Below are 22,932 nucleotides of genomic sequence, written 5' to 3' on the forward strand. Positions count from 1 at the left end.
CTAAAACAATCCAAGCTGACCTTTTTCGTCAATTTCGATATCATCTGGATTGGTAATCTCAAAATCAACTTTTTTGACAGGTTTTTCTTCTTTTGGCTTTTCAGCTGATTTTGGTTCGTCTGTTTTTGTAGGCGCAGACTGGCGTATTTCGGGCACTTCCTCCGCAATTGGTTGTTCGTTAACAACTGGTTGTTGCGGTGCCGCCGGTTCTGGTTTCCGCTCAAATTTTACTTTGGGTTTCTCCAAAACGATGTTTTCAGCAACTTGCTCAGGTACTAACTGTTCTTCCGTTTCAAGGTTTTCGGCTTCGTCTTGTTCAACATCATCTACCTCACCAGAAATGTCATTTCCGCCGCCATCCTCAGTTTCTTCTACCTCTTCAACCGAGGTTTCAGGTTCTTGTAAAACAACTTTTTGTACGTCATGCGGCGATAAACGATTTCCATTTGCTTTCAATCCTTTTACATCTATCAGATCAGCTAACACCAAATCTAGTGTTTCCGGAATTTGTGTTTTGCCTTTTAAAACATCTACAACAACTTTGGCTGCTGCATTTGATGTTAAAAACAACAACTTTGATTTTGGCTCCTCACTGATAAAAACAACCTCTTTGCCATTAGATTGCAATTCGAAATTAAAACGTTTAATGAAATAATTTTGTGCTTTTCCTTCAAAATGCACTGCGGCGAACACCTTTTCAGCATCAAACTTTTCAATTAAAATTAAGCCATCATCAAAATGGTTGCTCAATTCGAAAGAGCTTAATTCATAGTAACCGTCTTTATGAATCTGCAGAATTCTATCATCTCCATCAAACTCGCCAAGGTATTTCCCGCGGCCATCAACATTTAAGCGTTTCAGCAAATCATCATACCAGATTTTCAATCCAGATAAAGTAGAAACACCTTTAGTTTTTAATATGATTTTTTTAACGGGATATTTAGAAATAATATTTCCCTGCGAACCCCGGCCTTTAATGCCAACTTCGGCAAAATCCTGGTCGAACTGCAGCTTGCGTAACTTAGAATGCGGTTTTAAAGCCACATTTACCACCTCTGCTTCTCCGTTTGGATTTGCTGTAAAGTATAAAACTTTCGAGCCTTTAGAGCCCTTCGTTAAGTCGTATTCTTTATCGCGGGTTACGCCCACAACGGCGAAACGTTTAATGTAAGCTGTTCCAGACGAGCCATCTTTATAAATCATATTATAAATCGTCCGCTCATCATTTTTCTTAAACACCTGCGCATGTATAATGCCCTTGCCCACAAAAGTTTTGTCGGCCACTTTAGTAATTATACATTTTCCATCCTCGCGGAAAACAATTACTTCATCAATGTCAGAACAGTCTGCAATAAATTCGTCTTTCCGCAAGCCAGTTCCAATGAAACCATCTTCACGGTTCATGTAAAGCTTCACATTTGCTAAGGCTACTTTTGATGCTTCAACACGGTCGAACAAGCGAATTTCAGTTTTGCGTTCCCGGCCTTTACTGTATTTATCCTTAAGCTTTTGAAACCACGCAATAGCGTAATCGGTGAGGTGCTTTAAATGATTTTTTACCACTTTTATTTCATCCTCGAGGTTTTTCATTTGCTCATCAGCCTTCTTAACATCAAACCTTGTGATGCTACTCATCGGCTTGTCGATTAGCTTTTTAAAATCCTCAGGTAAAATCTCGCGATAAAGAGATGGCTTAAAAGGGTCGAACAATAAATGCAAAACGTCAACAACAGTATCAAAATTGGCAGCGTTTTCATATTCAGAATTCTTGTACATGCCCTCCTGAATAAATATTTTTAGTAAAGAACTAAAGAAAATTTTCTCCTGCAATTCATGCAACCGAATTTCCAGTTCTTTTTTTAATAAGCTTTTCGTGTGTTTTGTATTTTCAATAAGGATATCATTCACACTCATAAAGTGTGGCTTATCACCCTGAATAATACAGGTATTCGGCGAAATTGAAACCTCGCATGCAGTAAACGCATAGAGTGCATCAATGGTTACATCGGGCGATATGCCTGGCGCCAGGTGCACAATAATTTCCACATGGGCAGCAGTGCTGTCTTCAATTTTCTTGATTTTGATTTTGCCCTTATCGTTGGCGGCCAGAATGCTATCAATTACCGAGCTTGTTGTGGTGCTATACGGAACCTCCGTAATTACCAAAGTTTTTTTGTCTTTTTCGGTAATCTTTGCACGTACGCGGATTTTACCGCCACGCTGGCCCTCATTGTAGTTCGAAAAATCGGCCATACCACCCGTAAAAAAATCGGGCATAATATTCGGCCGAACGCCTTTCAGGGCTTCAATAGAAGCATCTAGCAACTCAATAAAATTGTGTGGCATTACTTTGGTAGCCAAGCCAACTGCAATACCTTCTGCTCCTTGCGCCAATAGCAAAGGGAATTTAACAGGCAAAGTAATCGGTTCATTATTCCGCCCATCGTAACTTAACTGCCATTCCGTAGTATCCGGATTAAAAACAACTTCGTTAGCAAATTTCGATAAACGGGCCTCAATATAACGAGGCGCCGCGGCACTATCACCGGTAATTGGGTCGCCCCAGTTTCCCTGCATGTCAATAAGTAAATCTTTCTGACCAATCTGCACCATCGCATCGCCAATAGAGGCATCACCGTGCGGGTGGTACTTCATCGTGTTGCCAATAACATTCGCCGCTTTATTAAAACGTCCGTCGTCCATTTCCTTTAACGAATGCATAATGCGCCTTTGTACAGGCTTTAATCCATCATGAATATGCGGAACGGCACGGTCCAGAATTACGTAAGACGCATAATCGAGGAACCAGTTTTCGTATAAACCGTTAATTGGGGTTACCGTATGTTTGTGCTCTTCGTTTATGTTTTGGTCTAATTCTTCACTCATCTATTTACAAAAATTGGCAGCCGTAAATATAATAAAAATGATTACACAGAATGCAGAGAGGTTATGCACATTCCGTAGACTATTTTTCGTTTAAAGAAGATTTGAAAAGCAGGTTCTTTCGCTTTTTGAACGTTTCTTCCTGCTTTACGCTGTATCTTTTAGCTGTTCCGTCGCTGCGCTCAGAATTACAGCTAAAAGGATGCCGCTGCAATCAGGTTTAGGAAGGTAATTTCTGCAAATTTTGCCCAGTTGCAATTTGTACAAACTACTCTTTGGCAAGTAAAACGCCAGAAACATTCCATGCGCTAGAGCTAGAGCCTTGCGGCAAGCCCATCGGAATACTAACTTTTATGGTATGAGTGCCAGCTTTTAAATCGCCAAGGCTAATTATATTTGGGTTGGTAACCGTACCCGGGCACCAGTTCGATCGGCTTAAATCTGAAGATGAAAGGCCGGTTTCGAAATTTCCCGAAGCAGGATTTGATAAACGATAAGAGCCGCAATCTTGCCGCCATGGTATAAATGCAAATGCCTCTTTATTATCCAGCGAGATCGTGTTTTTCTTTGGAACAAACTCATCACCACCGCCCCAGCCACCATGGCCGGTTGTTATGTAACGCAGTTTGGCATCTTTTACATCTTTCGCCAGCACAAAAGAAACCTCCAAACCTTTTTCGCTGCTAAACATGGTTGCGTATTCCTGGCCGGCCATTTCCATTACGTTAGTCGAGTTAAATAAAGGCATAATTATACTTTTATCAGCCTTTTCTCTGCCCGCATTATGAAGTGTAATGTTTAACGATACCTTATGTCCGCCTTTATCGTAATTGCCAATAAAAACCGCTACCCAAACTTCCTTCCCGTTTATCAAAGGAAAAAGCTCGGAAATGTCCTGACGGTAATATACCTTATCGGCCCAGGTTTTATCTTTTAGCTTCAGGTTATTGTATTTTCCCACGCCGAAAGGGGTAAAAAAACGCATAAGTTCTATTACCGGATTGTAAGTTGGTGTAGCAACAACACCCTGGTAAGTTTTTCCGTTACCATTGTCGTAAACCGGCAATTCTTTTACCGAACGCTTTAATGCATCCATCAAGCTAACTGTTTTATCCGTTGGAATTACAAAAACGGAGCCCGTTCTGTCGTATGCATCGCCGTTAGATTGTTCCGTCAAATCCACAAAAACATTTGGGTTTGTAGCCCACGCCGGAAAACTAACCTTTCGGGCAATAACCGTTCCTCCGGCAAACCTGAAAATAGAATCTGACGATTGTGGCTTATCTACAAAATTGATGGTTTCATTGGTAAATACATTTAAGGTGGTAAACCTGCTTTTCCAAAGTAAATCTTTATAAGATAATCCATCTGTCAGGTTTAGTGTACTTAATTCCACAGCCTTAATTTTCTTTGCTTCTTCAATTTTTACAGCCGTTAAATAGCTGTTTCCATTGCGGATTTGCTCCAGCACCAAACCAAGATTTTGGCCTAAGGCTGTGGGCGCAGCCTTAATTCCGGCTTGCGTGGTATACCATAATTCTATTGTATTTGAGTTTACAACGGTTTTTGCCTTTTTACAGGTATAGCCTAAAATCACTTTCGTTTCAGAACTGAATTCAAAAGTCTGTTTACCAATTGAAGTGCTATCTGAAGTTGAAATCTGATTGGACTTGCCCAAATCTGCGAGCTGGAATAAAATATTTTCAGGCTTTGTAACAACAGTTTGCTCGTAAGGAAATTTAGCTTTGCCGGCTAAAATGCTTTCGCTTGTAAGGAGGTTTTGTTTTGCGCCTGCAATAATTATAGAAGGGTTTCTATCTTCCTTTGGTTTGCCATCTGCAGAGCGCCAGTATTCTATTCTGTAATTTAAATCAGCCTTTAATACTTGCTGCGCCTGGCTACAGAAAAAACTTAAAACAGCAGCGCTGATAAGGTAAAATTGTTTCATAACTTAAAAAAAACAAATATAGGTTATCGCTCCAGTCTATCCTCCACAAAAGCGAAAGGCAATAAACTCTTTACACTCGGCACTTTCAAAATTTCGCCATTTAAGCAATAAAATATCACCTCTATCGGTGTAGATTGTTTGCGCTCAAATTCTGCCATTACCTGTAAACAACCACCACAAGAAGTTACGGGCGTCAGGATTTCGAAATTATCCGTTTGGGCGGTTATCGCCATGCTTTCTATCACCGCATTTGGGTAAGTAGAGCCGATTGAAAAGAGTGCTACCCGTTCGGCGCATAACCCAGAAGGATAGGCAAGGTTTTCCTGGTTGCTTCCTAAAACAACTTCGCCGGTGGCCAAACGAATGGCGGTGCCAACCCTGAACTTTGAATAAGGCGAATATGAAGTCGCCAACGCTTTTTCGGAGAGCGCACACAGCTGGCGCTCGCTATCACTTAGTTCATCGATGCCGGCGTATTGCTCAAAACTTATATTTAGATTTAATGATTTCATCTATAATGATTTATAAAAACGCTAATGTTAAATTTTATAGCGGGGCGAACAATTTAGTTTATTTTTTGTATTAATTACAAAGATCTGCCTTAAATTAATTTTAGTGGCATGCTTTTGGCATTTAGTAAATTACCAAACACTATCAGCTTTGAATAAATACGTACGTAAAAGTCTTAAAGTTTTACTCTGGATCATCGCCTCGGTGATAATTTTGGTTGTCGCGGTGGCTTTGTCTCTAAACATTCCTGCAGTACAAAATTTTGTAAAAGGGAAAGCGATAAACTACCTTAAAGATAAAACGAAAACGGAGGTTAGTCTCGAAAGCATTAAAATTGCGCTTCCCAAAGATGTTGTTTTAAACAAGTTTTATATCGAAGACAGAAAAGGCGATACGCTTTTATATGCCGAAAAACTCGCTGTTGATATCAGCCTCTTTAAACTCTTAAAAAATACTGTTGAGATTAATAATATCGAACTAAAAAACATACGGGCGAATGTTAAAAGGATAAACCCCGATACGACTTTTAACTTTTCTTTTTTAGTAGATGCTTTCATGAGCGACCAGAAAAAACCTGAAGAAAAGGTCGACAAAGACACCACTTCAACTTTGAAATTTTCGGTAGATAAAGTGTCGTTTGAAGATATTGGTATTACCTACCGTGATGACGTTGCTGGAAACGATGTGAAACTGCACTTAGGTGCATTCAAAACTAAGTTGAAAACTTTTGATTTGGCTAATCAGCACTATGTTATCCGCGACTTGACATTAAACAACACATCGTTAAAATACTTGCAGCAAAAGCCGCTAACACAATTGGTGCAGCACATTACAAATACGGTAGATAGCAGCCAGAAAGCAACAGGAAAGCTTCCGTTAATTGCGGTAGAAAACTTTGCTTTTAACAATGTTAAAGTAAATTACGATGATCAGATTTCAACAACCAAGGCTATTGCGGATGTAATTGAATTAGGCTTAACAAACCTAAAAGTAGATTTAACAAATAGTAAATATACAGTTGATGATGCCAAACTAAATAAATCAAATATCCTTTTCGCCTTTAAGCCGGCACCGAGTAACGACCTCAAAAAAGTTAAAGACACTGTTGTCGCTCAGAAATCTACCTTAGGCTTAATGATTAAGAACATAAGTTTAGCAGAAAATAATGTTCAGTTCGATAATTTAGGTGCAAAGGCCGCTGCAAAGGGAATGGATTTTAATCATTTAAAAATCACCGGATTAACTTTTGGCGCAGGCGATGTGAGTTATAGTGCAGCGGGCATTAAGGCAAATGTTAAAAATGGTTCGTTAAAAGAAAAAAGCGGTTTCCAGCTGAATGAGTTAAAGGGAAATGCGGTTTATAACGACAAGCAGATTAAGCTGAGCAATTTTATTTTAAGAACACCAAATACGAACATTGAAAATGCCACTGAGCTGAATTTTACTTCGATGGATGATTTGACAAAGCATCCGGAGCGGGTAAAACTGGCTTTGAGCTTAAAAAATACGACAATTGGATTAAAAGATGCAGGCTATTTTAGCGATGCTGTTCCGGCAAACTACCGCAATAAAAAAATTAAGATAAATGCTGATGTAAACGGCTACCTGAATAATCTCAATATCCCACGGTTGCAGGTTAGCGGGTTAAAGAACACGCAAATAGACATAAGCGGAACCGCAAAGGGACTACCGGATATTAACAAAACTTTTCTGGATTTAAATATTAAAAAACTTTACGTAACCAAGAGCGATATCCTGGTGGCGGTGCCAAGAAAATCCTTACCACCAAGCATCGAGTTGCCAAATGTAATAAATGCCAAAGGAAGGTTTACTGGCTCAATGACGGATTTCAACACCAACATGAATATCCAAACGGATATGGGTGCTGCGATTTTAGCGGCCACAATGAAGGGACCAAAAGGCAGAGAAAGTTACAAAGCAGATGTTACCCTCAACAACTTTAACGTTGGCCGTTTGTTAAAAATGCAGCCAAAACTGGGTCGCGTTTCGGTTAAGGCAAACGTTGCAGGAACAGGTTTGGACCCGAAAAAGATAAATGCCAAATTTAACGCCCGCGTTTTAAATGCTTATTACAACAAATATACCTATCGCAATCTAAATATCGCTGGTACGTACGCCAACCAGAATGTTTCAATAAAAGGCAGCATGCCAGATAATAACGCAAACTTTACACTTGATGCCAGAGCCAACCTTGCGGGCAAATATCCTGCTGTAAAGGCAAATCTTAATCTAAAGCAATTGAATTTGCAGGCACTTAATTTTAGTCCGACGATTTTAACGGCCGCCGGCCTGGTCAAAGTAGATTTAGCAACTGCTGATGCAGATTATTTAAATGGTACCGTTGACATTACAGGTTTACAGCTGGTAAAAGATGCACAGCGCATTAATGTAGATACAATTTCTGTTAAGGCTAAAACCACCGAAACAGCCAATGAATTAACGTTGAAATCGGAAATTTTATCTGCGAGGGTAGATGGTAAATATCAGTTAACAAAGATAAGCAATGCCATTATCAACGAAATTAATAAGTACTACGCTTTTGGAACTGTAACAAAAATTCCAGACCAAAGAATGAGGTTTGCTGTTCAGATTTATGATTCCAAGCTGTTGAAACAGTTTGTACCAGAACTGGCGGTATTTAAACAATCTCAATTTTATGGCTTAATCGACACTCAGAAAGATAGCTTACAAATTAAAGGTAATTTCCCGCAAGTTGTTTACGGCGATTTTAAAGTTGACACGACAGTTTTGAACATCAACAACGACAATAATAAATTAAATTATGCTTTAACTGTTAAGAGTTTACAGAGCCCGTCAATTGCGCTGTTTAATACAGAGGTTAATGGCGATGCGGCGAATAACAACCTCGGCGTCAACATTTTTCTTCGTGATAGAAAACTTAAGGACAAATACGTTATAGGCGGAACATTCCAATCGATTAATAAAGATTTTAAATTTTCTTTGGATCCACAAAAGCTGTTGCTGGATTATCAAAAATGGGTAGTTTCGCAATATAACTATATACAATTTGGCGCATCGGGCATTCTGGTAAATCAATTTCAGATTAGTAACAGTGGTCAATCTCTATCCATAAATAGTAACCCAACTCAACCTAATGCACCATTAGCTGTAGAATTTAAAGATTTCCAACTCGAAACGCTCACCAAATTTGCAGAAACAGATACAACTTTGGTTGGTGGGCGGTTAAATGGCACCGCAAATGTTAAAGATTTAGCATCAACCCCTAAGTTTGAAGCAAACTTAACGATAGACCAGCTGCGCTATGAAAAAGACCAGTTGGGCACCTTGAGATTGGCTGTTAATAATAATACCAAAAATGCTTTTGAGGTGAATGTGGCACTTACAGGTGTACACGAACTTAGGGTTAACGGCTTTTATTATACCGCCCCGCAAAGTGCGCTCGATTTAACAGTTAATATCGATAAGATTGAAATGAAAAACATCGAGAGTTTATCGCAGGGACAGTTAAAAAACGGAACCGGAACATTAACTGGAGCACTTTCAGTTAAGGGCGCTTTAACTGCGCCAAGAATATTGGGCGATTTAACATTCAATAATGCAGGCATAAACGTTGCTTACGTGAATTCATATTTTAGATTGCCGAACGAGAAAATTTCATTCACCAATGAGGGCATTGCTTTTAACAACTTTACGCTTATCGATTCGCTTAATCAAAAGGCAACAATTAACGGAAAGGTGTTAACCACTGACTACAAAAATTATAAGTTCGGACTCGACATTCGGATGAATAATTTCAGGGCAATAAATTCTACTGCGGCAGATAACGAAATGATTTACGGAACTGTTTTTCTAACCAGTAATATTAAGGTTAGAGGAGATTTGAACCAGCCTGATGTAAACATGACGGTGAACGTTAACAAAGGCACTAAGTTTTTCTTTGCTTTGCCTGCAAATGACCCTGCTATTATTGACCAGGAAGGTATAGTTCAGTTTATTGATGCTGATGCGCCACCTTTTAACGGGCAAAAAGCATTGAAGGTTGATAGCGTAAGTAAATCACCAATTAAAGGCTTAAACCTCGTTGCGGCAGTCAAAATAGATCCTGAAGCGGAACTTAATGTAGTTGTTGACCCATCAAACGGTGATGCGCTTAACATAAAAGGCGATGCAGATTTGAACGCAACAATGGATCCAAGTGGGAAAATTAGTTTAACCGGACGCTATGAAGTTGTTGATGGCTCTTATAATTTGTCGGTCGGCCCGTTAGGTAAAAAAGAATTTAAAATAGTTAAAGGAAGCACAATTGTGTGGACCGGCGAGCCTACTACGGCGAATGTTAACTTATCTGCAATGTACGAAGTAAATGCAGCACCTATTGATTTATTAAACCAACCGGATTTGGTACAGGCAAAAACGAAGCTTCCGTTTCAGGTTTATTTGATGATGAAAGGGGAGTTGCTTAAACCAATCATTTCTTTCAAAATTGACCTGCCTGAAAATGAAAGAGCAACAGAAATTGGAAGTTTGGCTTATACCAGGCTTCAAAATGTAAATCGTGATGAAAGCGAGCTTAATAAACAGGTTTTCGCCTTGTTGGCGCTTAACAGGTTTATCGCAAATAACCCATTTCAAAGTTTAGCCGGTGGCGGCGGAGGCGTATCTACACTTGCAAGATCGAGTGTGAGCAAATTATTAACAGAGCAATTAAACAACCTAACATCAGATTTGATTCAAGGTGTTGATCTTAATTTTGGGGTAAATTCTTCAGAAGATTATTCTACAGGCTCGTTGCAACAGAAAACGGATTTGGAGGTTGGCTTATCCAAAAAACTCCTTAACGACAGGTTGACCGTAACGGTAGGAAGTTCTTTCGCACTTGAGGGCCCACAGGCGCCAGGAGAAAAATCGACCAATATTGCAGGAAACGTAAACGTAGAATATGCATTATCTGCCGATGGAAGGTACCGGTTGAGGGCTTACAGGCGAAATCAGAATGATGTGATAGTGCAAGGCCAGATCATTGAAACTGGGCTTGGATTCACTTTAGTTGTTGATTACAATAAATTCAAAGAGATTTTCCAGAAAAAACGAAATAGAAGAACGAGAAACATTGAACAGAAAGCACAAGATGAGACGACTAACTAGACCTATTTTATTTGTATTGGCCTGTTTAGTTTATGCGGGTTGTAGTAGCACGAAATCCTTAAAACCTGGCCAGATTTTATATACAGGCGCAGAGATAAATATTAATCCCTATTCGTCAGGTAAAATTGATGATGAAAAGCAGGTAAAGGCAGATTTAAAGAGCAAAACCAGACCCCGGCCCAATAATAAGTTAAAGCTTGCCATTTATAACTTCGCAGGCGAGCCTAAAAAGCCAAAGGGTTTAAGGAATTGGATTAGAAAAAAAGGGGAGGCGCCGGTTCTATTAAGCGAAGTTAAACTGAAATACAACAATGATGTACTTACGAGTTATTTGTTGAGCGAAGGCTACCTACAGGCGGTTGTTACCGGAGATACGGTTGTAAAAGACAAAAAAGGTAAAGCGATTTACACCGCTGTTACCGGAGAACGGTATAAAATAAATAAAATAAATTTCCCGCCAGATTCTGGTGTGCTGACAAAAATTATCAATTCGAATAAAGATAAAACACTGTTAAAAGTAGGAGATTATTACGATTTAGATGTCTATAAAAATGAACGCATAAGAATCGACAACGACTTGAAAGAAAGTGGATACTTTTATTTCAGTCCGGATTATTTAATTATGCAGGTTGATAGTACAATAGGCAAAAACCTCGTTAACATTACCGTAAAAGTAAAAGATATTGCCCCTGAAGCGGGTTTAAAACCGTATACCATTAATAATATTAACATTTATCCTGCTTATTCCATAAGGAGAGACAGCGTGTTGCGCAGGCTTAAACCAGTGCAATACCACGATTTTAATATCTATGATGACCGGAATACCTTCAAACCAGGGTTATTTGATCGATTAGTGTTTTTTCAGAAAGGTGAATTATACAATCGTAAAGACCATAATCAATCGCTAAACCGAATGGTAAATGTTGGGGCTTTCCAGGATGTTAGGGCCGAATTTTTGCCGCTTGACAGCTTCAAAAATAACCAGCTGGATTTAAATATCTACTTAACGCCGCTTAAGAAAAATTCATTAACATTTTCGGTAACCGGGACCAGCAAATCGAACAATTTTGTCGGCTCTGAAGTAAAAGTTACACAAACCACCAGAAACTTGTTCCGCGGGGCCGAACAATTAGACGTTAGCGTTAGCGGTGGCTTTGAAACGCAAACTAAGGGAACAGCACTTGGGAAAAATTCAATCTCATTAACAGCAGAAGGTAAACTAACCTTTCCAAGATTTATTGTTCCGTTTTACAAACCAAACAGTACAACAGCGTTTATCCCGAAAACGATTACGTCCCTTTCTTACCAGATGCTAAATCGCGGTTCGGAATATACCTTACATGCTTTTAAAGGAGAATTTGGCTATAACTTCAAGGAAAATCAATACAAGGAACATAACTTCAATCCAATCTCGGTAAGTTATATTTCAACAACTTTTCCATCCGATACCACAAAGGAACGTCTTTACGAGCAAAATCCGCTGCTCCGTTCAACTTTAGAGAATCAGTTTATAATCGGAAGTAATTATAATTTCACCTTTACAAACCAAATGGAAGACAATCGCAGAAATAACACCTATTTCTTCGGCGGTGTAGAAACAGGTGGGAATGTTTGGGGGGCATTTGTGCCTAAAGATGACCAAGGTAAACGTTCGCTTTTTAACGTACCGCTATCTCAGTTTGTTAGGTTAGAGGCAGATTTAAGAGACTATTATAAAGTTACCAGGAACGTGGTTTGGGCTAACAGACTAAACCTAGGGTACGGTTATGCCTATGGCAATAGTACTTCTTTGCCCTTTGTAAGGCAGTTTTTTGCTGGCGGAAGTAATGATATTAGGGCCTTTCCGGCGAGAACGTTGGGTCCGGGAACTTACAAGGTACCTGAAAATGCTATTTTTGCCGACCAGGGCGGGGATATAAAGTTGATGCTCAATTCAGAATTGCGTTTTAAAATTGTGAGTATTCTTTATGGCGCATTATTTGTAGATGCAGGTAACGTTTGGCTGCGTAAAGAAGACACCGGAATACCAGGAACTACAAACACTGGCAGACCAGGGTCTGAATTTAAGCTCAAAAATGCTTTAAATGAATTGGCGGTAGGCACCGGAGCGGGTGTTCGGGTAGATGCAACCATATTCGTTATTCGGTTAGACGTGGCTTTTCCTATTCGGAAACCTTTCTTGCCAGAAGGACAACGCTGGGTATTTGATGATCTTGCGTTCGGAAATAAAGACTGGAGAAGGCAAAACCTAATCTTTAATATTGGGATTGGCTATCCATTTTAATTTTTCAATGAAAATAATTCAAAAGATTAAACAGTTTTTTATTGCACTTTATCACCTCTTCATTGCTGCGGGTAAAGGCTTTGCTGAGGATAGGATTACCAAACTAAGTGCTTCGCTGGCATACTATACAATTTTTTCGCTCACACCGCTTATCATCATCGTGCTATCGGCGGCAACGCTTTTTTTTGGCGATAAAATGAATACTTCTACCAGAGGTAAATTTTTTGCTCAGGTTACAGAAATGGTCGGTAAAGATGCGGCTATACAAATCCAGGGTTTTGTAGAACATGCAAACAAAAGCGGGCAATCTACCATGGGTTTAATTATCGGTATTGCTACCCTGGTCATTGGCTCTACGGCTATTTTTATTGAAATTCAGGATAGCATCAATATGATTTGGAAAGTGAAGGCCATTCCTAAGAAAGGTTGGCTGAAAATGCTTACCAACAGGTTGCTTTCGTTTTCCTTAATTGTTTCGATGGGCTTTTTATTACTGGTTTCTCTGGTTATAAATAGTGTCGTAGTTGGGTTGGGAGATAAGTTGATAAAGTTGCTTTCCAAAACAAATATCGATAAGGTCGTTCCTGTCGCAGATGATACAATGAGTTTAATCATCTACATTTTAAACAATGTAATTACTTTGGCTGCGGTTACAGCTGTATTCACTGTAATATTTAAAGTCCTTCCTGATGTTGTAATCAAATGGAAATCGGCGATTATTGGTGCCTTATTTACCGCGGTTCTTTTTAGTTTGGGTAAATATTTAATTGGCATTTATATTGAAAAAGGAAATCCGGGCTCAGCGTTTGGCGCAGCAAGTTCGATAATTGTAATACTGCTTTGGATATATTACACCTCAATTATCCTTTACTTTGGGGCCGAATTTACCCAGGCTTATGCAGAAAAGTACGATGGGGGGATTAGCCCAAGCAAGTACGCAGTATTTACTAAAATTACGATTGTAGAGAAAAAAGTTGACGTGCTTCCACCTCAACACCCTGAAGATACCATTCATGCACCAAAGGCTTAGAAGCAATCCTACTTCAAGAATAAAATCATTTTTTCTACCAGTTCTTTTTCTAAAAATGGCTTTAAAACCAGCTCGTTGATGCCAGATTCCAGGTATTTTTTTCTGTCTTCCTGCATTACGTTGGCTGTTACACCCAAAATAGGAATTCCTCTTTTGCCAACATCCTCACCGTATCTGATGTTTCTTGTCAGTTCTATCCCGCCCATTTCGGGCATCTGAATATCCGTTAAAATCAGATCGTATAGATTTTCATTGAAAGAATCATAAGCTTCGAGACCATTATAAGCGGTATCAAAGTTTACCTTATATTTTTTTAGAATCGTACTTGCCAACAGGATATTTAGCATGTTATCGTCGGCTAAAAGCACACGCTTTCCAGCCAGGATTTTCGCATCTTCCAAAAGCACTGGTTTAGTGGCTTCTTCCGGTTTACTGTTCCCGGTGATTTCATATGGCAACTCGAAAGAAAAAACAGAGCCTTTTCCTTCTTCGCTGCTAACACTGATTGTACCATTTTGAAACTCAACAATCTTTTTGCAGATGGCAAGCCCTAAACCAGTTCCCTGCTGTTTCTCTTTGGTAGATGCATAATATACTTGCGCAAATTCATCAAAAATAATTTTCTGATCTAAATGATTTATACCCAAACCAGTGTCGGAAACACTCACATTTAGCAGCGCCTGCCTACCACTAGTTTTGGTTAAAGCTGCCTCTAAAACAACTTCCCCCTGAGTTGTAAACTTAATGGCATTGCTTAAAAGATTCATAACCACTTGTTTTAATCGTAACGGATCGCCAAGTATGAATAAATCCTTCTCGATTGACATTTCCAGTATGAAGCCAATTTTCTTTTTTTCAGCCTGTATTTTCATCCCGTCAAATACATCCTGAATGGCTGTAAACGGAGAAAACGGAATTTGTTCCATCGTAACTTTTCCGGTTTCATATTTTGAAAAATCGAGAATATCATTAACAACGTCGAGCAGCATTACCGAAGAATTTCGTATGGCACTAATTTGTTCTTTTTGCTGGGCCTCGAGATCAACCTGTGTTAATTGCTCCGAAAAACCGACGATAGAGTTTAAGGGGGTACGAATTTCATGACTCATATTTGCCAGAAAACGACTTTTGGAAAGGGCATATAATGCAGCCTTGTTACTATACTCGATTAGTGCCTGCCCGTTTTTGTAGAGCGTATAGATAAAGTAGAAGACCAGAATAAGCAGGCCTGCGGCAAAAAGGAGCAATATGATTGTGAATTTGTCCAGGTTCTCCAGCGTGCTGAATGCGTTTACTGTAACTAATTTTTGAACAGATGAATAATAGTTTTTTTCGGTTTTTTTATACTGTTTCAGGCCGTTTACAATATTTACAATCAGCTCATGGTTAACATCTAAAAGTTCTCGTTCTTTATCTTTTAAGCGCTTGTTTATTTTGTAAAGTTTAAGGTAGTAAGTATTTATAGCTTTTAGCTGCATTTTGTTGTATTCACCATTTACAGATGATGTATCGGCAGTGATAACAGTTTTTACAAGTGTCGCGGTTGTACTATCAGTACCTTTTTTCCCTTTATCATTTATTGCAGCGATAATTCTACCGAAGAATTTTTTCTTAGGCTGGGCAATCACTTTAGGTTTCAGGGTGTCAATTCTGGTGATACTTTTGAATTGTCTGGCCGTAAAAAGCTCACTGTTCGGACTAATATTTTCGACATCCTTATCTACGGCGATCGAAAAGTTAATTAAGCTGTCTGATAATCTCTTTAACTGGATAAACTGGCTTGTGCGCAGCTTTTTTTGCCTGATTAACGCCGTGAAGCTTTCTTTAGAAAATGCATTTTCCTTTAAATTCTGGCTTTCGATGGTGTCCATGATTAAAGAAACCTCTTTAATTTCATGCGCAAATTGCGTGTAGAAACTTTTTTCGCCACTAACAATATACATTCTACAGCTGTTTTCCGCGTTGTAGAGCTTAAAAATACAGCTATCCAGCTTACTAAAATCACTCTGAACCTGAACGATTTTATTAACCGATTTTAACAGTGGTATTTTTGAGAAATTCACGAATAATCCTGCCGTTATTCCTAAAATGACTACGAGTAAAAATACAACTATTAAATACTTTCCTGCTGAACTTTTAGTGGGTTTCAAATGTACGTTGATTTAATTTTGCGATTAATCAACGCCAGAATTTATGCTACTTCATCGATTATTTTTGGCTCTTCTTGTACTTCGTCTTTTTCTACCCGGAGATTTTTGATGATGTGCTGTTGCCTGTCGGGCGTGTTCTTACCCATGTAGTATTCAAGCAAACTTTTAATGGTCTGGTCTTTCAAAATAACAGGGTCCAGCCTGATATCTTTACCGATAAACAAACCAAATTCATCAGGAGAAATCTCCCCCAATCCTTTAAAACGAGTAATTTCAGGTTTATTACCTAATTTTTCGATGGCATTCCGGCGCTCTTCATCACTATAACAATATATGGTTTCCTTTTTATTGCGAACCCTGAATAATGGGGTTTGTAAAATGTACACATGTCCTGCTTTTACTAAATCAGGAAAAAACTGAAGAAAGAAGGTCATCATCAGCAACCTGATGTGCATGCCATCTACATCGGCATCGGTAGCAATTACAATGTTGTTGTAATGCAAACCGTCTAATCCATCTTCAATATTTAGGGCGTGCTGTAAAAGGTTAAATTCTTCGTTCTCGTAAACCACTTTTTTAGTCAGCTCGTAGCAGTTTAGTGGTTTTCCTTTTAGGCTGAAAACAGCCTGGCAGTCTACATCACGAGATTTGGTAATCGAACCCGATGCAGAATCTCCCTCGGTAATAAATAAGGTAGTCTCGTAACGTTTTTCGTGTGTAGAATTAAAATGAACCTTACAATCACGAAGTTTTTTATTGTGCAACGATGCCTTTTTAGCCCTATCGTTGGCTAACTTTTTAATCCCTGCAATATCTTTACGCTCCCGTTCCGATTGGTTTATTCGCTTTAAAAGCGCATCAGCCACATCAGGATTTTTGTGTAGATAATCATCAAGTTCTTTTTTAACAAAATCGTTGATGAAAGTAGCAACAGATGGTCCTTCTGGTCCCATATTTTGAGAGCCAAGTTTGGTTTTAGTTTGCGATTCGAAAACCGGCTCCTGCACACGGACGGAAATTGCCGCGATGATTGATGAACGCACATCAGCAGCGTCAAACTCTTTTTTAAAAAACTCCCGTACGGTTTTTACAACTGCAGCCCTGAAAGCAGCCTGGTGTGTGCCGCCTTGTGTAGTATGTTGGCCATTTACGAACGAGTGGTAGTCTTCGCCGTATTGTTGCCCGTGCGTCATCGCAATCTCGATATCGTTACCAATCATATGAATGATTGGATACCGTATTTCTTCTGGCTTGTTAAATTTTGAAAGTAGATCGTAAAGTCCTCTTTCTGAAAAATATTTTTGATTATTAAAATTGATTGTTAAACCAGTATTCAGGAACACATAGTTCCAAACCATACTCTCCACAAAATCAGGAATGTAGTGGTAGTTTCTAAAAATGGTTTCATCCGGATAGAAAGTTATGGCCGTACCATTTCGCTGGGTTGTGTCAATAACAGGTTGTTCATTTACAATTTCCCCTTTCGAGAACTCAACTTTTTTGGTTTTTCCATCCCGGTAAGATTGTACAGTGAAACTGGTTGATAGCGCATTTACCGCTTTCGTACCTACACCATTTAAACCTACTGATTTTTGGAAGGCGTTACTATCATACTTACCGCCGGTATTTATCTTACTTACACAATCTATAACTTTTCCTAAAGGAATTCCCCGGCCATAATCGCGAACATTTATTTTTTGCTCAGAAACCGTAATTTCGATGGTTTTTCCGGTACCCATCACAAACTCATCAATAGAGTTATCTACAATTTCTTTTAACAAAACATAAATTCCATCGTCTTGCGCAGAACCATCACCAAGCTTACCGATATACATACCGGGCCGCAGTCTGATGTGTTCTTTCCAATCTAATGAGCGAATACTGTCGTCGTTATAAATTACTTCTGCCATAAATTTAGTAAAGTGTTACCAGGTTGAATGAACTTCGTTTTCACACAAAGCAGCTATACCGAGGGATGTTCGGAGCAAGCTTTAACGTTCAACATGACAAATATTAAGGGATGATTTGATATCGGGAGTCGGAAAATTTAGCTGTTGGTTTCACGAATCTCGAGTAGCAAAAATTATTATACAATAATAGATTTATTCTTTGAGGGTAGCAAAAGAAAATTTCAACAAAAAACGATTTATTAAACCCGCGGGTTATTGAAGTGTGTGGCCACTTTGCCGCAGTATAAAAATTATCCCTTTATTCACTTCAATAAAACCGCTAACTAAACAGGAAGTTCTAACCATTTGCAGTTATAAAATTACCCTTTTGTGAGAGCGTTATTTTGTTTTCTGCATCTTCCAGCATCCATTTAACCTATTTTCCCTATCTTCAACCAATCAATAATAATTACTTTTAATGCAGCAAAAAAAGCAACTTTCGCTCTTCGATTTATCCATGATCGTAGTCAGTTTGGTAATTGGTATGGGCATTTTTCGTACACCTGTAAATGTGGCTGCGAAAGCTCAAATTCCCGAATTGTTCTACCTCGCATGGATTATCGGCGGTTTTGTTGCTTTTTGTGGCGCACTCACTTATGCAGAAATCGGTGCCCGTTATCCGGTAACTGGCGGTTATTATAAAATCTTTTCCATTGCCTATCATCCCTCCATAGCCTTTGCAATCAATTGCATTGTATTAATTTCGAGCGCTGCATCTGTTGCTGCAATTTCGATAATCGGAGCAGAATATTTAGGCAAAATCATTTTACCGGTAGAAATGCAGAACGAAACATACCGTGTCGCGATTGCAATTACCACCATTTTAATATTTTACTTAATCAACCTTTTGGGCTTAAAAGCCAGTTCGAAAACGCAGAACGTTCTAACAATAATTAAAATAGGCTTAATTCTGACTTTAATTTGTGCTGTTTTTTTTGGTGGGCAAATACAAACTGTTGCACCTGAATTTAAAACACAAGGCAACGCGTTGCCAAACTGGTCAGATTATGGGAAAGCGCTGGGTTTATGTTTAATAGCGGTATCATTCTCTTACGCAGGCTATGCACAAACCATCAATTTTGGAGGCGAAGTTAAAGAAGCAAAAAAGGTAATACCACGCTCAATAATCATCGGGTTAACCATAATTGTTGCACTCTATCTACTGCTCAATTATGTTTACGTTAAAGTTATAGGCTTCGAAGAATTAAAAACCGCTGAAAGCATTGCCGCAATTTTAGCATCGAAAATATTTGGTCCTGCAGGTTTTAAAATGCTTTCGGTAATTATTTTTATCTCGGTAATGGGTTATGTAAATGTAAATTTACTTAGCAACCCGCGGGCTATGTTTGCTATGGGCGAGGAAGGTGCGCTGCCCAAATTGTTTAGCAAAATGAATGCGAAAACAGAGGTAATCACCTGGAGCCTAACTATTTTTACCCTTGTTGCGGTTGTTATAATCTTTTATGCCAAAACTTTCGATAAGATTTTAAATTATACCATATTCCTGGAAAGCATTAGTATGGCAAGTTCTGCAGCAACAATTTTTATTTTAAGAAAGCGTACAGCCCATCTTGATAAAAAAGCCATTTATACTGTTCCATTATATCCTATATTGCCTGTAATATTTATTGCCGCCTATACTTTTGTAGCCTTTAGCATTTATGCCGACGACCCAAGTGCTGCACTGAACGGATTGTATATTTTTGTGGGGTTTTTGTTAATCTATTTCATTTCGAGATTGTTTAACAAGAAATAGCTTTTGTAAAGCAAATGCAGTGCTTTTTGGTTAGTGTGGCCCCGCCATACGCTACAATCTTTTTAGGGCTCGCCACGGTTAACTTTGGCGTTAGTTAACCTAAAAAGTATTTCCGCTGCTGTCGGGTTTATATGGCAATTCGGTACTTCAATTTGGCGTATCAATGCAAGGCCAACAATTAAGTACGTAATTCTATCATTTTAAAATGATTATAATTTAATGAACAAAACACTCTCTTTAAAACAAGAAATCGCTTATGCTGCTGGTATGATAGGGTGGAGCACGATGACGAATATTATCATCGTAATGCTGCCATACTTTTATTTGCCACCAAGCAACGCTGGTTTACCACCGCTGGTTCCGCAACTTGTTTTTTTAGGTTTGTTTAATATTCTATCAATAATTGCAGCGTCCGGCAGATTGGTTGATGCTGTTTTCGATCCTTTTATTGCCTCGAAAAGTGATGCGAGCAACAACCCAAATGGCAGGCGCATGCCTTTTATGAAATGGGCAATTCTCCCTGCCATGGTTTTTTGTGGTTTAGTTTTTTATCCTTTACAAAAAGGCGAAAGTTTGCATAATGCATGGTGGCTCACCATAACACTTTGTTTGTTTTTCGTTTCGGTAACTACTTATATTATTCCTTACAACGCCTTATTGGCCGAAGTTACCAACACACCGCGGCAAAAAGTAAAGCTATCAAGTTACCAGCAAGTTGGCTTTGTAATCGGGATTATTCTATCAGCCTGTACCAATAATTTCGCGGATTTAGTGCAGCAGAATTTTCAGGTTGCAAACCGTAGTGAAGCCGTTCAAATTGCGATTTGGGGTTTATGTATTCTGTCTGGCCTGGTCATGTTGCTTCCGGTTTTTTTCATCAATGAGAAGGAATTTTCTGTAGCAAAGCCAACCCACATTCCGCTTTGGCCGGCCATTAAAAACACCTTCAAAAACAGCAATTTTAAATATTATCTCGTATCTGATTTTGCATTTTATACCGCCCTGAGCATTATTTCGAGTGGCCTGTTGTATTTCTGTACGGTGCTACTGGGTTTAGATGAATCAGAAGGTGGGAAATTTATGGGCGTTATGGTTTTGGCATCATTAATATTTTATCCTATTGTTAACTTCGGTTCTGCCAAAGTTGGTAAAAAACTATTTGTGCTATCCGCGTTCGTTGTTTTGTGCTTAATTTTCGTTACCATTTTCTTTTTAGGAAAGTTGCCATTATTACCAAGAACACAACTGTATATACTCGTTTTATCAGCCTCTTTTCCTTTAGCGGCATTAGGGATTTTACCTAACGCGATTTTAGCAGATATTGCCCAGAAAGATACTTTGGAAACTGGGGAAAACCATGAAGGAATGTTTTTTGCAGTTAAATACCTTTTTGTAAAACTTGGTCAAACCCTGGGTATTGCGGTTTTTGCAATGCTTACCATTTACGGAAAAGACCCCGGAAACGATTTTGGTCTACGCTTAAATGGCATTGTTGGCTTCGCGTTGTGCCTGATTGCCTTAATTTGTTTCAGCCGGTTTAAAGAAAATAAGGAGTGAAAAGAATTCTAAACCTCGACAGGTTTTAGGTTAACTTGCTCGGCTTATTGTATTCTGGTGCCAGCCGCACAATACTTTCATGATAAACCTGACCTGGGGAAAATACTTTTAAAGGCGCATTAATGTTCAACTTTTAAGTTACCAAAGCTTTAAAAGATTGTAGCGGAGGGCAGGGCTGTAATCGGCCAAAACAGACGCACTAACATTTCCAAAAAAAATAGAAGTGCTGCGCCAAATACAGCGCCCTCCCTCCAATTCTTAATAATCTTAATAAATTTGTTTACCTTTGCAGCGAAGCAGGAATAAGGGCTTGCCATTCTGAATGGCATATTCTCTCCGCAAGTTAGTCCTTCAATTAATGATTGTTCTAGCTTCTTCGATAAATATTACAAAAAAAAATACATGTTATTCAAAGAATTAAACCTCATTGAGCCAATTTTAAAGGCGCTTGAGACCCAAGGTTATACACAACCTACACCCATACAGGAGCAATCCATCCCAACAATATTAAAAGGAAAAGATTTATTAGGCTGCGCTCAAACTGGAACGGGTAAAACCGCCGCTTTCGCCATCCCGATGTTGCAGTTACTGCACGAAAAACACATCAATACCAAGGCCACAAAAAATATTAAAGCATTGGTTTTAACGCCAACTCGCGAGCTTGCCATTCAAATTGAAGATAGCTTTAAAGCTTACGGAAGTAATTTAAATTTACGCCGTTTGGTAATTTTTGGCGGAGTAAACCAACACTCGCAGGTAGAGGCGCTTAAAAAAGGTGTCGATATTTTAGTTGCTACACCTGGCCGTTTACTGGATTTAATGAACCAGGGTTTTATTAACCTGAATACTATCGAACTTTTTGTGTTGGATGAAGCCGACCGGATGTTGGATATGGGTTTTATCCACGATGTTAAAAAAGTGGTTGCCAAGTTACCTGCAAAGCGTCAAACATTGTTTTTCTCGGCAACCATGCCAGATGAAATTCAGAAACTGGCAAATACAATTTTATCAAATCCGACGAAAGTAGAGGTTACGCCAGTTTCTTCTACGGCCGAAACCATTAACCAGTCGATTTATTTTGTAGACAAACCAGATAAAAAGAAGTTATTAATCCATCTTTTGGAGGATAAAGCCATTGAAACTGCCTTGGTTTTTACCCGTACTAAACACGGTGCAGATAGGATTGTGAAAGATTTGGCTCATGCCGGAATTAAAGCTGCAGCTATTCACGGTAATAAGTCGCAAAATGCCAGACAAAGGGCTTTAACTGATTTTAAAGACAGAAAAATTAGAGTTTTAGTGGCTACTGATATTGCTGCCCGTGGTATTGATATCGACCAGTTGTCGCACGTTTTTAATTACGAACTGCCAAATATTCCTGAATCTTACGTGCATAGAATTGGCCGTACAGGCCGTGCAGGCGCAAATGGAATTGCAATTTCATTTTGTGATGCTGAAGAGAATGAATATTTGTTAGACATTCAGAAACTGATAAAAATCACTTTGCCAGTTGTTGACAGCCATCCTTACCCATTAACCTGGGAGAGCATGCTGGCTAAAAATCAGGTAAAACGTAAACCACAGGCACAATCTAAAGGCGGTGGCGGTGGCGCAAAGAGAAATGGTGCTGAGGGAAATATGAGTGGAAAGCCTCGTAACGCAAGTAACAACCGCAGATTCGGCGGTAACAGAAATAAAGCTAAAGCGAAATAGGTTT

The 22,932-nt window shown here is 39.0% G+C and carries 11 protein-coding genes; 6 read left to right on the plus strand and 5 right to left on the minus strand.

The annotated features are described in order from the left end of the window. The 3 genes from ASG14_RS05260 to ASG14_RS05270 form a co-directional block, all read right to left on the minus strand. Entirely contained in the window at positions 1–2,886 is a 2,886-nt protein-coding gene (locus ASG14_RS05260) for a DNA gyrase/topoisomerase IV subunit A (RefSeq protein WP_056869944.1), read from the minus strand. Between the two features lie 265 nt (positions 2,887–3,151). After that, a complete protein-coding gene (locus ASG14_RS05265) occupies positions 3,152–4,831 on the minus strand; it encodes a PNGase F N-terminal domain-containing protein (RefSeq protein ID WP_056869945.1) in 1,680 nt (559 codons plus the stop codon). Positions 4,832–4,854: 23 nt separating this feature from the next. Further along, complete coding sequence (locus ASG14_RS05270; RefSeq protein ID WP_056869946.1) at positions 4,855–5,343, minus strand: cytidine deaminase; 489 nt, start codon at positions 5,341–5,343, stop codon at positions 4,855–4,857. Positions 5,344–5,491: 148 nt separating this feature from the next. Between ASG14_RS05270 and ASG14_RS05275 the strand changes: the two genes are divergently transcribed. From ASG14_RS05275 to ASG14_RS05285, 3 genes are read left to right on the plus strand one after another with little or no spacing between them, the layout of a single operon-like run. Next, positions 5,492–10,489, plus strand: coding sequence for a translocation/assembly module TamB (locus ASG14_RS05275; RefSeq protein WP_056870251.1), 4,998 nt, complete (start codon positions 5,492–5,494; stop codon positions 10,487–10,489). Then, complete coding sequence (locus ASG14_RS05280) at positions 10,473–12,773, plus strand: BamA/TamA family outer membrane protein (RefSeq protein ID WP_056869947.1); 2,301 nt, start codon at positions 10,473–10,475, stop codon at positions 12,771–12,773. Before ASG14_RS05275 ends, ASG14_RS05280 begins: the two co-directional genes overlap by 17 nt. A gap of 7 nt (positions 12,774–12,780) precedes the next feature. Then, positions 12,781–13,803, plus strand: a complete 1,023-nt coding sequence (locus tag ASG14_RS05285; RefSeq protein WP_056869948.1) for a YihY/virulence factor BrkB family protein — start codon at positions 12,781–12,783, stop codon at positions 13,801–13,803. An 8-nt stretch (positions 13,804–13,811) separates the two neighbouring features. Here the strand turns inward: ASG14_RS05285 and ASG14_RS05290 are convergent, their stop codons facing one another. Together ASG14_RS05290 and ASG14_RS05295 are read right to left on the minus strand one after the other, a co-directional pair. Beyond that, the gene (locus tag ASG14_RS05290) at positions 13,812–15,953 is read right to left on the minus strand and encodes an ATP-binding protein (protein WP_157274842.1); all 2,142 of its coding nucleotides are present in this window, start codon (positions 15,951–15,953) and stop codon (positions 13,812–13,814) included. 41 nt (positions 15,954–15,994) lie between these two features. After that, a complete protein-coding gene (locus tag ASG14_RS05295) occupies positions 15,995–17,863 on the minus strand; it encodes a DNA topoisomerase IV subunit B (RefSeq protein WP_056869950.1) in 1,869 nt (622 codons plus the stop codon). 457 nt (positions 17,864–18,320) lie between these two features. On the opposite strand from ASG14_RS05295, the gene ASG14_RS05300 reads away from it, so the two are divergent. The 3 genes from ASG14_RS05300 to ASG14_RS05315 all read left to right on the plus strand — a co-directional run bounded on the left by ASG14_RS05300 (position 18,321) and on the right by ASG14_RS05315 (position 22,928). Next, entirely contained in the window at positions 18,321–19,658 is a 1,338-nt protein-coding gene (locus ASG14_RS05300) for an APC family permease (RefSeq protein WP_056869951.1), read from the plus strand. Between the two features lie 219 nt (positions 19,659–19,877). Then, positions 19,878–21,215: an MFS transporter gene (locus ASG14_RS05305; RefSeq protein ID WP_056869952.1), complete on the plus strand. Its 1,338-nt coding sequence runs from the start codon at positions 19,878–19,880 to the stop codon at positions 21,213–21,215. A gap of 402 nt (positions 21,216–21,617) precedes the next feature. Beyond that, the gene (locus ASG14_RS05315) at positions 21,618–22,928 is read left to right on the plus strand and encodes a DEAD/DEAH box helicase (protein ID WP_056869954.1); all 1,311 of its coding nucleotides are present in this window, start codon (positions 21,618–21,620) and stop codon (positions 22,926–22,928) included. Positions 22,929–22,932 lie beyond the last annotated feature (4 nt).

Source organism: Pedobacter sp. Leaf194 (assembly GCF_001423945.1).
Taxonomy (GTDB): Bacteria; Bacteroidota; Bacteroidia; order Sphingobacteriales; family Sphingobacteriaceae; genus Pedobacter.

Excerpts from the sequence above, each read along its gene's own strand:
- ASG14_RS05260 (WP_056869944.1), bottom strand. The coding sequence starts at position 2,886 with ATGAGTGAAGAATTAGACCAAAACATAAACGAAGAGCACAAACATACG.
- ASG14_RS05265 (WP_056869945.1), bottom strand. The coding sequence starts at position 4,831 with ATGAAACAATTTTACCTTATCAGCGCTGCTGTTTTAAGTTTTTTCTGT.
- ASG14_RS05270 (WP_056869946.1), bottom strand. The coding sequence starts at position 5,343 with ATGAAATCATTAAATCTAAATATAAGTTTTGAGCAATACGCCGGCATC.
- ASG14_RS05280 (WP_056869947.1), top strand. The coding sequence starts at position 10,473 with ATGAGACGACTAACTAGACCTATTTTATTTGTATTGGCCTGTTTAGTT.
- ASG14_RS05285 (WP_056869948.1), top strand. The coding sequence starts at position 12,781 with ATGAAAATAATTCAAAAGATTAAACAGTTTTTTATTGCACTTTATCAC.
- ASG14_RS05295 (WP_056869950.1), bottom strand. The coding sequence starts at position 17,863 with ATGGCAGAAGTAATTTATAACGACGACAGTATTCGCTCATTAGATTGG.
- ASG14_RS05300 (WP_056869951.1), top strand. The coding sequence starts at position 18,321 with ATGCAGCAAAAAAAGCAACTTTCGCTCTTCGATTTATCCATGATCGTA.
- ASG14_RS05305 (WP_056869952.1), top strand. The coding sequence starts at position 19,878 with ATGAACAAAACACTCTCTTTAAAACAAGAAATCGCTTATGCTGCTGGT.
- ASG14_RS05315 (WP_056869954.1), top strand. The coding sequence starts at position 21,618 with ATGTTATTCAAAGAATTAAACCTCATTGAGCCAATTTTAAAGGCGCTT.